This is a genomic window from Micromonospora parva (genome assembly GCF_040649675.1).
In the GTDB taxonomy this organism is placed as follows: domain Bacteria; phylum Actinomycetota; class Actinomycetes; order Mycobacteriales; family Micromonosporaceae; genus Micromonospora; species Micromonospora parva.
Map to the genome: position 1 here is coordinate 316,101 of NZ_JBEZFX010000003.1, position 13,858 is coordinate 329,958.

11 protein-coding genes are annotated in these 13,858 nt (G+C 72.1%); 4 read left to right on the forward strand and 7 right to left on the reverse strand.

From position 1 onward, the window contains the following. Window positions 1–8: 8 nt before the first annotated feature. Together AB0C03_RS09990 and AB0C03_RS09995 are read right to left on the reverse strand one after the other, a co-directional pair. Window positions 9–542 (reverse strand): hypothetical protein, encoded by a 534-nt coding sequence (locus AB0C03_RS09990; protein ID WP_210864821.1) that lies wholly within the window; start codon window positions 540–542, stop codon window positions 9–11. A gap of 88 nt (window positions 543–630) precedes the next feature. Continuing rightward, entirely contained in the window at window positions 631–2,445 is a 1,815-nt protein-coding gene (locus tag AB0C03_RS09995) for a glycerol-3-phosphate dehydrogenase/oxidase (RefSeq protein WP_210864929.1), read from the reverse strand. A 217-nt stretch (window positions 2,446–2,662) separates the two neighbouring features. Between AB0C03_RS09995 and AB0C03_RS10000 the strand changes: the two genes are divergently transcribed. The 3 genes from AB0C03_RS10000 to AB0C03_RS10010 all read left to right on the forward strand — a co-directional run bounded on the left by AB0C03_RS10000 (window position 2,663) and on the right by AB0C03_RS10010 (window position 6,512). Further along, window positions 2,663–5,206 carry a S8 family serine peptidase gene (locus AB0C03_RS10000; protein WP_210864822.1) on the forward strand — a complete coding sequence of 848 codons (2,544 nt, stop codon included), beginning with the start codon at window positions 2,663–2,665 and terminating at the stop codon, window positions 5,204–5,206. Between the two features lie 43 nt (window positions 5,207–5,249). After that, entirely contained in the window at window positions 5,250–6,185 is a 936-nt protein-coding gene (locus AB0C03_RS10005) for a GNAT family N-acetyltransferase (RefSeq protein ID WP_030327800.1), read from the forward strand. A gap of 78 nt (window positions 6,186–6,263) precedes the next feature. Beyond that, window positions 6,264–6,512, forward strand: a complete 249-nt coding sequence (locus AB0C03_RS10010) for a hypothetical protein (protein ID WP_030327801.1) — start codon at window positions 6,264–6,266, stop codon at window positions 6,510–6,512. Window positions 6,513–6,570: 58 nt separating this feature from the next. On the opposite strand, the gene groL is transcribed toward AB0C03_RS10010, so the two are convergent. The 3 genes from groL to AB0C03_RS10025 form a co-directional block, all read right to left on the reverse strand. Then, window positions 6,571–8,193 carry a chaperonin GroEL gene (gene groL, locus AB0C03_RS10015; RefSeq protein WP_030327802.1) on the reverse strand — a complete coding sequence of 541 codons (1,623 nt, stop codon included), beginning with the start codon at window positions 8,191–8,193 and terminating at the stop codon, window positions 6,571–6,573. A gap of 272 nt (window positions 8,194–8,465) precedes the next feature. Next, the gene (locus AB0C03_RS10020; RefSeq protein ID WP_357635881.1) at window positions 8,466–9,608 is read right to left on the reverse strand and encodes a hypothetical protein; all 1,143 of its coding nucleotides are present in this window, start codon (window positions 9,606–9,608) and stop codon (window positions 8,466–8,468) included. A 95-nt stretch (window positions 9,609–9,703) separates the two neighbouring features. Next, on the reverse strand, window positions 9,704–9,907 hold the full coding sequence (locus AB0C03_RS10025; RefSeq protein WP_030327804.1) for a cold-shock protein: 204 nt from the start codon (window positions 9,905–9,907) through the stop codon (window positions 9,704–9,706). Between the two features lie 241 nt (window positions 9,908–10,148). Between AB0C03_RS10025 and AB0C03_RS10030 the strand changes: the two genes are divergently transcribed. Further along, window positions 10,149–10,679 (forward strand): GNAT family N-acetyltransferase, encoded by a 531-nt coding sequence (locus AB0C03_RS10030; RefSeq protein WP_030327805.1) that lies wholly within the window; start codon window positions 10,149–10,151, stop codon window positions 10,677–10,679. 320 nt (window positions 10,680–10,999) lie between these two features. On the opposite strand, the gene paaN is transcribed toward AB0C03_RS10030, so the two are convergent. Both paaN and AB0C03_RS10040 read right to left on the reverse strand, forming a co-directional pair. Next, entirely contained in the window at window positions 11,000–12,673 is a 1,674-nt protein-coding gene (gene paaN / locus AB0C03_RS10035) for a phenylacetic acid degradation protein PaaN (protein WP_210860658.1), read from the reverse strand. Between the two features lie 150 nt (window positions 12,674–12,823). Next, window positions 12,824–13,843 carry a GNAT family N-acetyltransferase gene (locus tag AB0C03_RS10040; RefSeq protein WP_030327807.1) on the reverse strand — a complete coding sequence of 340 codons (1,020 nt, stop codon included), beginning with the start codon at window positions 13,841–13,843 and terminating at the stop codon, window positions 12,824–12,826. Window positions 13,844–13,858 lie beyond the last annotated feature (15 nt).

Sequence of the window (13,858 nt, forward strand, 5' to 3'; positions counted from 1 at the left end):
GGCTGCGGTCAGCCCTTGACCTCGGCCGGGGTGGCCTGGGTCAGCAGCAGCAGGATCTCCCCGGCGACCGGCGTGAGCTCCTCACCGGGGCAGTCCTGTGAGGTGATCAGCCCGGTCGAGGTGATGAGGCTGGACGTCAGCGCGTCGATGCAGGTGGTCCGGTACCGCCGGGCCTGATCGGTCTCGTCGGCCAGCGCCGGGTTGGCCAGCAGCACCTGGAGCCGCTCGGTCAACTCCGGTGCGAGGGTGCCCCGGGAGGTCACCCCGTCGCCGGCGCAGTCGACGCACTGCCACGCGCCGTTGCGCTCGACGCTCAGGGTGCGCATCGGCCCGTCCTCACCGAGGCGTTGGAGCAGGCTGACCTGGCCGGCGGCGACAGTGGTGGGGATCTCCAGCTGCGATCCGCCACCCGCCGTGCCCGTCGTCTGCTCCACCGAGCTGCTCGGCTTGTCCCGGTCGAAGAGCGAGCACCCGGTCAGGGCGCTGGCGAGTGCGACGGCGAGCAGGGGTCCGAGCAGACGAGGGCGGGCGCGGTGTTGCACGCGCGGAAACCTACCCCACCGTAGGTAGCGTTCGAAACCACCATCCGGGTCGGTATCGATAGTTACCCATTGGTAACGTCGCAATTCGTCACCGAGCGGACTGTCGCAGCTCCGCCTGACCGTCACCACCCCGGTCGGCCGCGTAACCCCGGACGTCCGGAGCGCCCAACCGGGCGGCGTCCGCCGCCGCGTCGTCCGGCATCAACTGGGACTGCCGCTCCGCCTCCACCCGGGCGCGGTAGTGCTCGACCTCGCGGGCCCGGGTGGCCGCATCCCAACCGAGCACCGCCCCCATCAACTCGGCGGTGTGCTCCGCCGACTCCAACCCCCGGTGGCTGGTCTCGAACGAGATCCGGGTCCGTCGGGTCAGCACGTCCTCCAGGTGCAGCGCACCCTCGGCCCGCGCCGCGTAGGCGACCTCGGCCGCCAGATACTCCGGAGCACCGGCCAGCGGGGACGCCAGCAGTGGATCGGCGTCCACCAGCGCCAGCAGGTCCAGGGTGAGGGTGCCGTACCGCTCCAGCAGGTGCTCCACAACGCCCACCGGCACGCCGTGCCGGCGAGCCAGGTCGGCCCGGTCCCGCCACATCGCCGGGTAGCCGTCGGCGCCGAGCAGCGGCAGGTCGGCGGTGCGCGACGCGCGGGCCCCACCGAGGCGGCGAGCGGCCCGGTCGACCACGTCCGACGCCATCACCCGGTACGTCGTGTACTTGCCGCCCGCGACCAGCAACAGCCCGAGCATCGGCTCGAAGACCGCGTGCTCACGGGAGAGCTTCGAGGTCGAGTCGGCCTCGCCGGCCAGCAGCGGCCGCAGCCCGGCGTACACCCCCTCGATGTCGGCGGTGGTCAGCGGCCGGTCCAGCACCGTGTTGACCTGCTGGAGGAGGTAGTCGATGTCCCGGGCCGAGGCGGCCGGGTGGGAGCGGTCCAGCCGCCAGTCGGTGTCCGTGGTGCCGATGATCCAGTGCCCGCCCCACGGGATGACGAAGAGCACCGAACTCGCCGTCCGCAGGATGAGCCCCGTCTCGCCGGTGATCGCCGAGCGGGGCACCACCAGGTGCACCCCCTTGGAGGCGCGCACCCGGACCCCGGGCCGCAGGCCCACGTCGTTGAGCATCCGGGACATGTCGTCGCTCCACACACCGGTGGCGGCGATGACGGTGCGGGCCTGCACCTCGAACTCCGCGTCCGGTGAACCGGGCGGGGCCTCCAGGTCCCGGACCCGGACGCCGGTCACCTCGCGCGCCTGCCGGATCAGCCCGACGGCGCGGGCACTGCTCACCACGGTGGCGCCCAGGCTGGCCGCGGTGCGGGCCAGGGTGACCACCAGCCGGGCGTCGTCGACCTGCCCGTCGTAGTAGCGGATGGCCCCGGCCAGCGCGTCGGCCCGCAGACTCGGGAAGATCCGCCGGGCACCCTCCCGGGTCAGGTGACGGTGCAGCGGCATACCCCGGCCACCGCCGAAGACCCCCGCGAAGGCGTCGTACGCGGCCACGCCCGCGCCGTAGTACGAACGGCGGAAGACCCGGGCCGGCAGGTCCCGCAGGCCCCGCCCCGCCGGCAGCGGCACCATGATCGGCACCGGGCGGACCAGGTGCGGCGCGAGGCGGGTGGCCAGCAGGCCGCGCTCGGTGAGCGCCTCGTGGACCAGGTGGAACTCCAACTGCTCCAGGTAACGCAGGCCACCGTGGATGAGTTTGCTGGACCGGCTGGAGGTGCCCGCCGCGAGGTCACGCGCCTCGACCAGCGCCACCTTCAGGCCCCGGGACGCCGCGTCCAGCGCGGCACCGGCACCGGTCACCCCACCGCCGATGACCAGCACATCGAAGCGCTCGGCACGTAGTCGACGCAGGTCGGACGCACGGCGGACCGGTGAGAGCTGACCGGCGACGGATCGGGAGATATTGGGGTCGCGCACCCGTCCACCGTAACCGCCGGGCCGACGTGTCGACATTTCGCCGCCCGCGCCGCATAGCCCCAAATGCCCATTTCGCGACCCTCGCCTGTCGGAGATCTTGGACAGTTTCCGTTAGCTGCTAACGGAAACTGTCCAAGATCTCGACGATTCTTCGAGGTGGCACTCGGTCCGGAACCGTTCACCGTGGTCGTAAGGTTCTCGGATGCACGGTCAACCCGGGTACCCCGCAGTCAGCTCTCGAACGTCCCCATGGCCGGTGGTCGCGGCAGTGCTGGTCGGCTGCTGGACGGTAGCGGTCACCGTGGGCACCCAGACCGGCGGCTGGCTCACCGACCAGGTGCTGCTGGGCTTCGGACGGGACCGGTTCGGCTGGCTCTGGCCGGTGCTCGGCCTGGCCACAGTGGCGCTGCTCGGCACGCCCGCCCTGCTGCTTGCCGTTGCACCCCGGTCGGCGGCGGTCCGGGCCACCGGGCGGGTCTGGCTGCTCGGCGCACTCGCTCTCGGCGTGCTCACCCTGCTGCGGGTCGTGCCACCGGTGCACCACGAGGCGTACCTCGCCGCGCTGGCCGGCGTCGCGTTGCTCGGTGCACTCGCCGTCCGCTGGGCGGCGCGCCGGTGGGCGTACCCCGGGCTGGTTGGCCCGGTCGGCGGCCCGGCACCCACCGGGAACGGCGACGCCACGCGGCCCGAGACCACCGGGAACGGCGACGCCACCCGGCCCGAGGCCACCGGGAACGCGGAGCCGGTCGCACCCCAGCGACGCCCGCGCCGGCCCGGCCCGGTGCCGCTGCTCGCGGTCGCCGCCGGGTTGGCGCTGCTGCTGCCGTGGGCGTGGTTGGGTGCGCTCGGTGGCCTCCTGGAGACCGCGCTCGCGCTGCTGGCGGCCGCCGCGCTGGGAGTGCTCGCCGCGACCCTGCTGGATGCCCCCTTCTGGTCCGTGTTCGCGGTTGGTCGACCGCCCCGGCCGGCTCGACTGGTGCTGGTCGGCGGCCTGGTCGCCGGGGTGGCGTTGCTGCTGCTCGCGGCCGGGGCCGGCCAGTCCGGCGGACAGCTTCCCGGGCTGCTGACAGTGCCGCCGGTGGGGTTCGCGCTGGCCGCGCTCTGGGCGGCGACCTGGCGGTCCGGCGCCAATCCGGCCGAGGCCAGGCGGGCGGGTCGGGCGGCGACCGGCTGGCTCGTGGGCCTGGCCGCGCTCGGCCCGCTGGCCTTCACCGACCCGGAAGAGATCACCCTGCTGCTGGTCGGCACCCGGGACATCCCGTTCTGGGTGGCGGCCGCGGCCGGCGTCGGGCTCGCCGTCGCGGTGGTGGTCGCCATCGGGTACGCGGTGCTGCTCGCCCGGCCGACGGCACGCACCCCGAACCGGCGGGTCGCCGCGGTGGCGGCGGTGGTGCTGCTGGTGGCGTTCGGGGTGGTCGACCTCGGCCCCGGCCAGCCGGGCCTGTACGGCGAGCGGCTGTTCGTGGTGCTGCGCGCCCAGGCCGACCTGAATGATCTTCCGGCCGGCGCGCCGGGTCAGGCCGGGCGGGACGCCCGCGCGGCGGAGGTCTACCGGCGGCTCGTGACGACCGCCGAACGCAGCCAGGGCGACCTGCTGCGGGAGGTGAACCGGCTGCGCCTCGACCCGGTGTCGTACTACCTGGTCAACGCGGTGGAGGTCGACGGCGGCCCGGCGGTGCGGGCCTGGCTGGCCGGCCGGCCGGAGGTCGCGCGGGTGCTGGTCAGCCAGCGTCTACGCCCGCTGCCGGCCCCGGCCGGGCAGAGCCGGGGCGACGTGCCCAGACCCACCGCCCCGGAGTGGAACATCCGCCAGATCGGTGCCGACCGGGTCTGGTCCCAGCTCGGGGTCACCGGCACGGGCATCGTGGTGGGCAGCTCCGACTCGGGGGTGGACGGCAGCCATCCCGCGCTGAGCGCCGGGTTCCGTGGTGGAGACGACTCCTGGTACGACCCGTGGGACGACACCCGGAGCCCGACCGACCAGGGCGGGCACGGCACCCACACGGTGGGCAGCGCGGTCGGGCGGGACGGCATCGGCGTGGCACCGGACGCGAAGTGGGTGGGCTGCGTCAACCTCGACCGCAACCTCGGCAGCCCCGCGCACTACCTGGACTGCCTCCAGTTCATGTTGGCGCCGTTCCCGGCAGGTGGCGACCCGTTCACCGACGGCCGTCCGGAGCGCGCCCCGCAGGTGCTGACCAACTCGTGGGGCTGCCCGCCTATTGAGGGCTGCGACCAGCGGGTCCTGCGGCCGGCCACCGCCGCCCTGGACGCGGCCGGGATCTTCGTGGTCGCCGCGGCTGGCAACACCGGCCCCTGGTGCGCCTCGATCGACGACCCGCCCGCCCCGTACCCGGACGTGCTGACCGTCGGCGCGGTGGACGCCCAGCGGCGGGTGGCGGAGTTCTCCTCGCGCGGGCCGGTGCCGGGCGGCTCGGGCAAGCCGGACGTGCTGGCACCGGGGGTGGGTGTGGTGTCGGCCATGCCGGGCGGCACATACGCCGCACTGGACGGCACGTCGATGGCCACCCCGCAGGTGGCCGGGGTGGTGGCGTTGATGTGGTCGGCGAACCCGGCGCTGGTCGGCGACGTGGACCGGACCCGGCAGATCCTCCGGGACACCGCCACGGCGGCGACGCCCACCTACCGCTCCGACAGCCCCTCCGACGCCTGCGGTGGGCCGTCGAACGTGACCGGCGCCGGCCAGGTCGACGCGTACGCCGCCGTGCGCGCCGCCCGGCGGTAGTAGGGGGTGCGACCCGACAGCCGGTGATCTAGGGTCGGCGACCATGGACGCCGAGATCACCGTCACCGAGCTGACCGCCGACCTGGCCCCCACCGTGGTACGGCTCTGCCAGCAGGCGCTCGACCTGCCCGAGGACGCCGCCGAGGCGGCTTCCATCGTGGACGTGCTCTGGCCGCGGGCCTCCGCCGACCGGCCGGTGGTCGGGCTCGGCGCGTACCGGGGCGCGGACCTGGTGGGGGTGCTGATCTGCTCGGTGTCGTCGGCCGAGCCGGGGATCGGGCACGTGGACCTGGTCGCGGTTCACAGTGATCAGCGGCGTCGGGGTGTCGGCCGGGCCCTGCTCCAGCGGGCCGAGCGGGTGCTCGCCGAGCGGGGGGTGACCGAGGTGCTGCTGGCCGGGAATCCGCCGTACTACGCGTGGCCGGGCATCGACGTCCGCTACACGCCGGCGGTCTGCGCCGCCCTCGCGCTCGGCTACCAGCAGGACCGGACCGCCTGGAACATGACAGCGGACCTGTCGTACGACGGGTCGCCGGCACTGCGGTCCACCGAGGCTGCCCAGCGGCGGCTGGCCGACCAGGGCGTCACCGTACGGCGGGCGGAGCCGGCGGACCTGCCGGCGTTGACGGCGTTCGCCAGATCCACCTTCGGCGGTACCTGGGACGGTGAGTTGGCCGGGTCGGTGGGGCGCGCGGACGCCGGTTGCCACCTGGCGGAGCGGGACGGCGAGTTGCTCGGCTTCGCCGCGTACGGGTCGTCGCGGCCGAGTTGGTTCGGGCCGATGGGCACCGCGCCGGCCGCCGAGGGGTCGGGCATCGGTGGGGTGCTGTTGCGGCGTTGCCTGCGCGACCTGCGGGCGGCGGGGCTGGACCGGGCACAGATTGGCTGGGTGGGGCCCGTGCCGTTCTATTCGGGCAGCGCGGGCGCACGGATCGAGCGGGTCTTCTTCCTGTACCGGCGAGCCCTACCAACCACCTAACCGGGGCAAACAGGACGTAGATCCTTTCGCCCGCGTCGGCCATCGACGCCCCCTACCGTTTCGGTAGAGGAGGCAGCCATGACCACGGATGACAACCAGACCGAGGACGGCCCGCCGATCACCTGGAAGCCGGTGGGTGAACTCCCCGGTCAACTGCCGTTCGACCGGCTCGACTACGGCGACGCCGAGCAACTGGCCGAGATGACCACCGACGGTGAGCCGTCGATGGCCGAGGAACCGCAGGAGATGGTGGACGCGCCGATCCAACTGCTTCCGCCGTACAGCAGGGCACAGAAACGGCGCAACCAGCGCCCCCTACCGACCTGACGACGAACGGGGCGGACCGCGTCAGCGGCCCGCCCCGTTCGGTGTGTCGGAACTGGACTCAGAAGTCCATTTCCCCGCCACCCGGGCCAGCCGGGGCAGCCGGGGTCTTCTCCGGCTTGTCCGCGACAACAGCCTCGGTGGTGAGGAAGAGCGCCGCGATGGAAGCGGCGTTCTGCAGCGCCGAGCGCGTCACCTTGGCCGGGTCGATGATGCCCGCGGCCAGCAGGTCGACGTACTCGCCGTTGGCGGCGTTGAGGCCGTGACCCGCTTCGAGGTTACGGACCTTCTCCACCACGACGCCGCCCTCAAGGCCGGCGTTGACGGCGATCTGCCGCAGCGGGGCGTCCAGCGCGACCTTGACGATGTTCGCACCGGTCGCCTCGTCGCCGACCAGGTCGAGCTTGTCGAAGGCGGTCTTGCCGGCCTGCACCAGCGCGACGCCACCACCCGGGACGATGCCCTCCTCGACGGCGGCCTTCGCGTTGCGAACGGCGTCCTCGATGCGGTGCTTGCGCTCCTTGAGCTCGACCTCGGTGGCCGCGCCGACCTTGATGACCGCAACGCCGCCGGCCAGCTTGGCCAGCCGCTCCTGCAGCTTCTCCCGGTCGTAGTCGGAGTCGCTCTTGTCGATCTCGGCCCGGATCTGGTTGACCCGGCCCTGGATCTGCTCGGCGTCACCGGCACCGTCGACGATGGTGGTCTCGTCCTTGGTCACCACGACCTTGCGGGCGCGGCCCAGCATGTCGAGGCTGGCGGCGTCGAGCTTGAGGCCGACCTCCTCGCTGATGACCTGGCCACCGGCGAGGATGGCGATGTCGGTCAGCATGGCCTTGCGGCGGTCACCGAAGCCCGGCGCCTTGACGGCGACCGACTTGAAGGTGCCACGGACCTTGTTGACCACCAGGGTGGCGAGGGCCTCGCCCTCCAGGTCCTCGGCGATGATCAGCAGCGGCTTGCCCGACTGCATGACCTTCTCCAGGATCGGGAGCAGGTCCTTCACCGACGAGATCTTGCTGTTGGCGATCAGGATGTACGGGTCGTCGAAGACGGCCTCCATACGCTCCGGGTCGGTCATGAAGTAGGCCGAGATGTAGCCCTTGTCGAAGCGCATACCCTCGGTGAGCTCCAGCTCCAGCCCGAAGGTGTTGCTCTCCTCGACGGTGATGACGCCTTCCTTGCCGACCTTGTCCATCGCCTCGGCGATGATCTCGCCGACGGTGCTGTCGCCAGCGGAGATGGAGGCGGTGGAGGCGATCTGCTCCTTGGTCTCGACGTCCTTGGCGAGCTTGGACAGCTCCTCCGAGACGCTCGCGACAGCAGCCTCGATGCCCCGCTTCAGGGCCATCGGGTTGGCGCCGGCGGCCACGTTGCGCAGGCCCTCGCGAACCAGGGCCTGGGCCAGGACGGTCGCCGTCGTCGTGCCGTCACCGGCAACGTCGTCGGTCTTCTTGGCGACCTCCTTGACCAGCTCAGCGCCGATCTTCTCGTACGGGTCCTCGAGCTCGATCTCCTTGGCGATGCTCACACCATCGTTGGTGATGGTGGGGGCACCCCACTTCTTCTCGAGCACGACGTTGCGGCCCTTGGGGCCGAGGGTCACCTTTACGGCGTCGGCGAGCTGGTTCATGCCCCGCTCGAGGCCGCGGCGCGCCTCTTCGTCGAACGCGATCATCTTGGCCATACGGCGTTGTCCTCCTGGACACTCACGGGCCACCCGAGATGTGTGCCCCGGATGGGCCGCCTGGTGTACGCACCTTGGGACGTCGCCACCTGGCGACGACGACGTCCTTCGGCCGGGCCGGATAGCCCGCGACGACCGGCCATGTGTCACCCCGGCGTCTCCACGCCGGTGCAACCTGGCCCCACCGTCCCGACCATTGGCACTCACGGTATGCGAGTGCCAATGACTTGTTTAGCACTCTCCCATGCCGAGTGCAAGCACGATGCCGCCGCTCAGCCGAGTTCCGCAGCCAGTACGGCGGTGTTCACCGGCGCCTCATGGGCCCGCTGCTCGGCGTACGTCACCAGCAGACCGATGAGTTGGGCCAGGTGAGCGGGCAGGGCCAGCACGGCGGTGATCCCGATCACGACCACCGCGCCGACCGCGGTGCCCGCCGAGGCGAACGGATCCGTGCCGAGCGGGGATGTGCCCACCCCTTCCAGCACACCGGGGATCACCGTGCCGACGATCACCGCCGCGGCCACCAGGGCGACCCGACCGAGCAGCAGGCCCAGCCGATCATGGAACATCCGGAACGATCGACCGATCGGGTTGTGCCGCTCGAAGAGATAGACCGGGCCGGCCATGCTCAGCGCGAGGGCCAGGTAGATGCCCGGCAGCAGACAGAAGCAGAGGCCCACGCCGATCAGCAGGCCGATCAGCAGGGTCCAACCCCACAGCCCGAGGGCCCGGCGCAGGCCGTAGCGCAGTGCCGACTCCAGGCTGACCGGCTGACCGGCCGCCTGCTTGGTGATCACCCAGGTGCCGGCGGCCCATCCGACGGCCTGCACCAACCCGACCAGCAGGCTGCCGCCGACCAGCAGGACCAGAAGGTTCAGCAGCTCGGCGGCGAAGTTGTCAGGAAGCGCCGGGTTCGGACTCGACTCGGCCTGGGCGGCCCACTGCGCCGACGGGTCCAGCCCGAGCGAGATCACCGAGAGCACCGCCGCCGGCAGCACCTGGGTGAGCAGCACGATCGGCACCAACTGCCGCCAGCCCCGGCGCAAGGCTGCGCCACATCTGTCGAACCAACCGCCGAGGCCGGCGCCGGGCGGCGTGACCAGTGCGTCGTTCGGGTCGAATCCGTAACCCGGCGGGTACCAGCCGGCCTGCGGCCCCGGATACCACGGCTGCCCGCCGTAGGGGCCCGACCCGGGCGGGTAGCCCCCGGTGGGCGGGAACGTCCAACCCTGCTGCGGCGCACCGGCGCCCCAGGACCCGGTTACGGGATCCCAGCCGGGCGGCGGGCCGGCCGGGGGCAGGCCCGGGCCCCAGCCGGGCGGCGGACCGGAGTGGCCGGGGCTGCCGGCGGGCGAGGACGGGTCCGGCTCCCCGGACCCGGCGGACGACGTGGGCGGGGGCGGCTGGTCGGTCATGAACGCTCCTCGGCATCGGCTGGAACGGTCACGATCTTCCCGGCTGGGTGCCCCTGCCGCAGCCCCGACTCACCGGGGCCGATCGGTCCGAAAGCTCAGCCGGTGACGCGTACGTGCTCGGCCTGCGGACCCTTCTGGCCCTGGGCGATCTCGAACTCGACCCGCTGACCGTCGTCCAGCGCCTTGTAACCGTCCATCTCGATAGCGGAGAAGTGGACGAACACGTCCTGACCGCCATCGACGGCAATGAAGCCGTAGCCCTTTTCGGCGTTGAACCACTTCACGGTGCCCTGTGCCACGGTGCACTTCCCTTACTCGCGCGGCCTTGCCTGACCCGGCGCACGGCGCAGCCGGGCGCCCCGACCACCGACTCAGCGATCGATGACCGCCATTGAGTGAGGTGACCGAAATCGCACGCTACACGAGGAGTGACGGCCGCGCACGGCCACAAATCGGACACACTCCGGGGCCGCGCCGAGGTGACGGCGAGCGGGCACAGCTCACGAGAAGGCGGCCATCCCCTGTGGTAGGCATGCGGACATGACCACCGACATGGGCTCGCCGGCGGTGCGGCTGGCGGAGATCCGCCGGGTCCGGCCGGAGGACGCCGCCCGGATGCGGGCGCTGCGCCTGGAGATGCTGGCCGACGCGCCGTTGGCCTTCCTGGAGACCCTGGCGGACGCGGCGGCCCGGCCACACAACGAGTACGCCGCCCGGGTCGCGTACACCTCAGCCGGTTCCAGCAACGCGCAGTTCATCGCCGACCCCGGTGGCCGGCTGGTCGGGCACGCCGGCGGCACCACCGCCCCGAACGAACCCGGCGTAACCGTGATCTACGCCGTCTACGTCACGCCGACCTGGCGCGGCAGCGGGCTGCTCGGCGAGCTGATCGACGGGGTGGCCGCCTGGTCGCGCGCCTGTGGCCGACCGGAGCTGCTGCTGGAGGTGGTGGTCGGCAACGACCGCGCCTACCGGGCCTACCAGCGCCTGGGCTTCCAGGACACCGGGGTACGCGTCCCGCACCCCACCATCCCAGCCCTCACCGAACTGCACATGCGCCGCCCCGCCTAGACCCGCACAGCCACCACACCCCGCTCCCCCGCCGCCCCGGTCGCGCAGCATGCCGGAGCACCATGATCGTGCTCGATCTGCGATGTAGTGGTAACCATTCGCCGGAAGGCCACCAGACCCTGGATCGAGCACGATCATGGATAGAAAGAGGCCCCGGCCGGACACGTCAGCGACAACCGTGCCCACGTCAGGGTTTCCGGGGCAGCCCGACCCGCGCAGGGATCAAGCCTGACCGCCCGGAGCGGGGCGGGCTGCCTCGGAAACCCTCAACCGCAAGGAAACGCGAGGCTGCCCCGGAAACCCTCAACCGCGACCGAGGCTCAGACGTGCCGCCGGGACTGCACGATCCGGAACCGGTTCGCCACGTACGCCCCGTCCGTCAGCGCCGAGTTGGCCGCCGCGTTGGCCCCACTGCCGTGGAAGTCGGAGAACGCCGCTGACTGGTTGACGAAGACACCTCCGGTGAGGTTGCAGGACAGGTGCACCCCGACCTCGACCGCCACCGCCTCGGCCGCGTCCAGCACCGCCTCGTCGGTGGAGTAGACACCGGCGGTGAGCGCGCCCTTCTCGCCGACCGTCCGGCGCAGCAGTTCCAGGCTGTGTGCTGTGGAGTCGGTGGCGATGGCGAACGAGATCGGCCCGAACCACTCCCGGCCGTACGTCTCCGCGTCGTCAGCGGTCAGCTTCACGATCGTCGGGGTACGCACCACCGCGTCGGCGTACGACGGATGCTCCACGGCGCGCGACTGAAGCACCGGCTCGCCGACCTTGGTCACCTCGGCCAGCCGCTCCAGCACCCCGTCGTTGACGATGGCGCCGGTGAGTTCGACACCCCGGGCCGGGTCCGCGGTGAGCTTGCCGACGGCGGCGGCGATCCCGCCGGCCACCTCGTCGAAGCTCTTGTGCCCCTGGTCGGTCTCGATGCCGCCGGCCGGGATGAGGATGTTCTGCGAGGTGGTGCACATCTGACCGCTGTAGAGGGTCAGCGTGAAACCGAGGTTGCGGCACATGCCGGCGAAGTCGTCGGTGGAGTCGATGACGACGGTGTTCAGCCCGGCCTTCTCGGTGTAGACCGAGGCCTGCCGCGCGTGCGTCTCCAGCCAGTCGCCGTACTCGGTGGAGCCGGTGAAGTCGACGATCTTCACGGCCCGGTGCAGGGCCAGGTCGCTGGCGAGCTTCTCGCCGGGCGCCTCCGCCGCCAACATGATCAGGTTCGGGTCGAAGCCGGCCTCGGCGAGCACCTCCCGGGCGTACTTCACGGTGATGGCCAGCGGCAGCACGGCGCGCGGGTGCGGCTTGACGATCACCGGGTTGCCGGTGGCCAGCGAGGCGAACAGCCCGGGGTACGAGTTCCAGGTCGGGAAGGTGTTGCAGCCGATCACCAGCGCCACCCCACGCGGCACCACGTGGAACGTCTTGGTCATCCGCAGCGGGTCGCCCTTGCCGGCGGCCTTCTCCCAGCCCGCCGTGCCCGGGTGCCGGGTCATCTCGGCGTACGCGTACGCCAGGGCTTCCAGCGCCCGGTCCAGCGCGTGCGCGCCACCGGCCTGGAAGGCCATCACGAACGCCTGCCCGCTGGTGAACTGCACCGCGTTGGCCAGTTCGAAGATGTTCTTGTGCAGCCGGTCGAGGATCTCCAGGCAGACGCCCACCCGGGCCTGCGGGCCGGCGTCACGCCACGCCGGCAGCGCGGCGGAGGCGGCGCTGACCAGCTCGCCGGGGCCGGCGTGCGGGTACCGCACCGCCAACTCCACACCGAACGGGCTCGTCTCGGTGGCGACCCGAGCGCCGCTGCCGGGCTGGTCGAGCGGAAAATCACCACCGAGGTACGCCTCGAAGGCGGCCTTACCGTCGGCGGCGGCGGTCTCGCCGTACACCCGGGGGCTGGGGGATTCAGGATAGGCGGACCAGTAGCCCCGCTCCGTGATCGCGGTCAGCGCACGGTTGAGGGTGTCGGCGTGCCTGTCGTACAGGGGATGCGGGGTCTCCGTCATGCCCGCCATCATGCCTGAGTCAGGTCCGCGAGCAGTAGCGCGAATGCCCGGCAGCGGCGCATGCCTGAGTCAGGTCCGCGAGCAGTAGCGCGAATGCCCGGCAGCGGCGCATGCCTGAGTCAGGTCCGCGAGCAGTAGCGCCGATACCTGTCAGAGAGTGAGCTGCCAGTCGGTCCAGGAGTCCACCGGGCGGAAGCCGAGCTGCTCGTTGATCGCCACCATGTAGCTGTTGCTTGTCGCGTTCCAGGTGTCGATCACCTGTATCGCCGGCTGGTGGGTGAGCAGGTGGTGCAGGTTCTCCGCCTTGGCGATGAGGCCGAGCCGGTGCCCACGGTGGGCCGGGTCGACGATGGTGATCTGCTGGAACGCGTGCCAGTCGGCGGAGGCACCCACGTCCAGCAGCGTCCAGGCGACAAGTCGACCGGACGCCTCGTGGCGCATCCCGAGGTGGTAGCGCCGCCGGCCCCGGGCGTCCAGCGCCCGCTCGTTGCCGCGGATGCGCTCGGCGTCCACCCGCTCCGGCTCCCACTGCACGTCGCCCATGGGCGCGTCCATCAGCAGCCGGCCGTCGAGGTAGGCGATGTCGGCGACGTACTCCGGCGGGGTGGCCCCCTGCCAGCAGACCGACTGGTAGCCCTCGGCCCGCGGGCGGGCCTCGGCGAGCGAAGCCCGCAGCGCGACCCGGTCGAGCTTGCTGACGTCGAGCCGTCGGCGCACCTCGGCGAGGGCGGGCTGCGCTCCGGTAGCGGCGGCGAACGCGTCACCGGCCACGCTTCGGGCCGGCCCGCCGGGCAGCGCGGAGACCGCCATCCCCACCACCCGCTTGCGGCCGTGTTCGCGGAGCAGACGCACGCCGTACTCGTGCAGGGCCCGGCCGACTCCACGACGCCGCAGCTGGGGATGCACCAGCAGGTCGGCGGTGGCGTTGTCGGTGTTGTCGAGCTGCGGCAGGTCCAGTTGGAGGTAGCCGGCCGGCACGCCGTCCAGTCGGGCCAGCGCCCAGAGTGACCGGGTGCCGGGCATCGGCGTGTGGAACAGCGCGTCGAAGCGGCGCCGGCAGGAGGGCGGGAAGTCCGGCAGGTCGGCGTGGTTGACCGCTGACCCGATCCGGTACGCCTCGTCGACCGCGGTCCGGTCGGCGCCGTCGAACGACGCGATAGTGATGCTCATTGCGCTGAGGGTGCA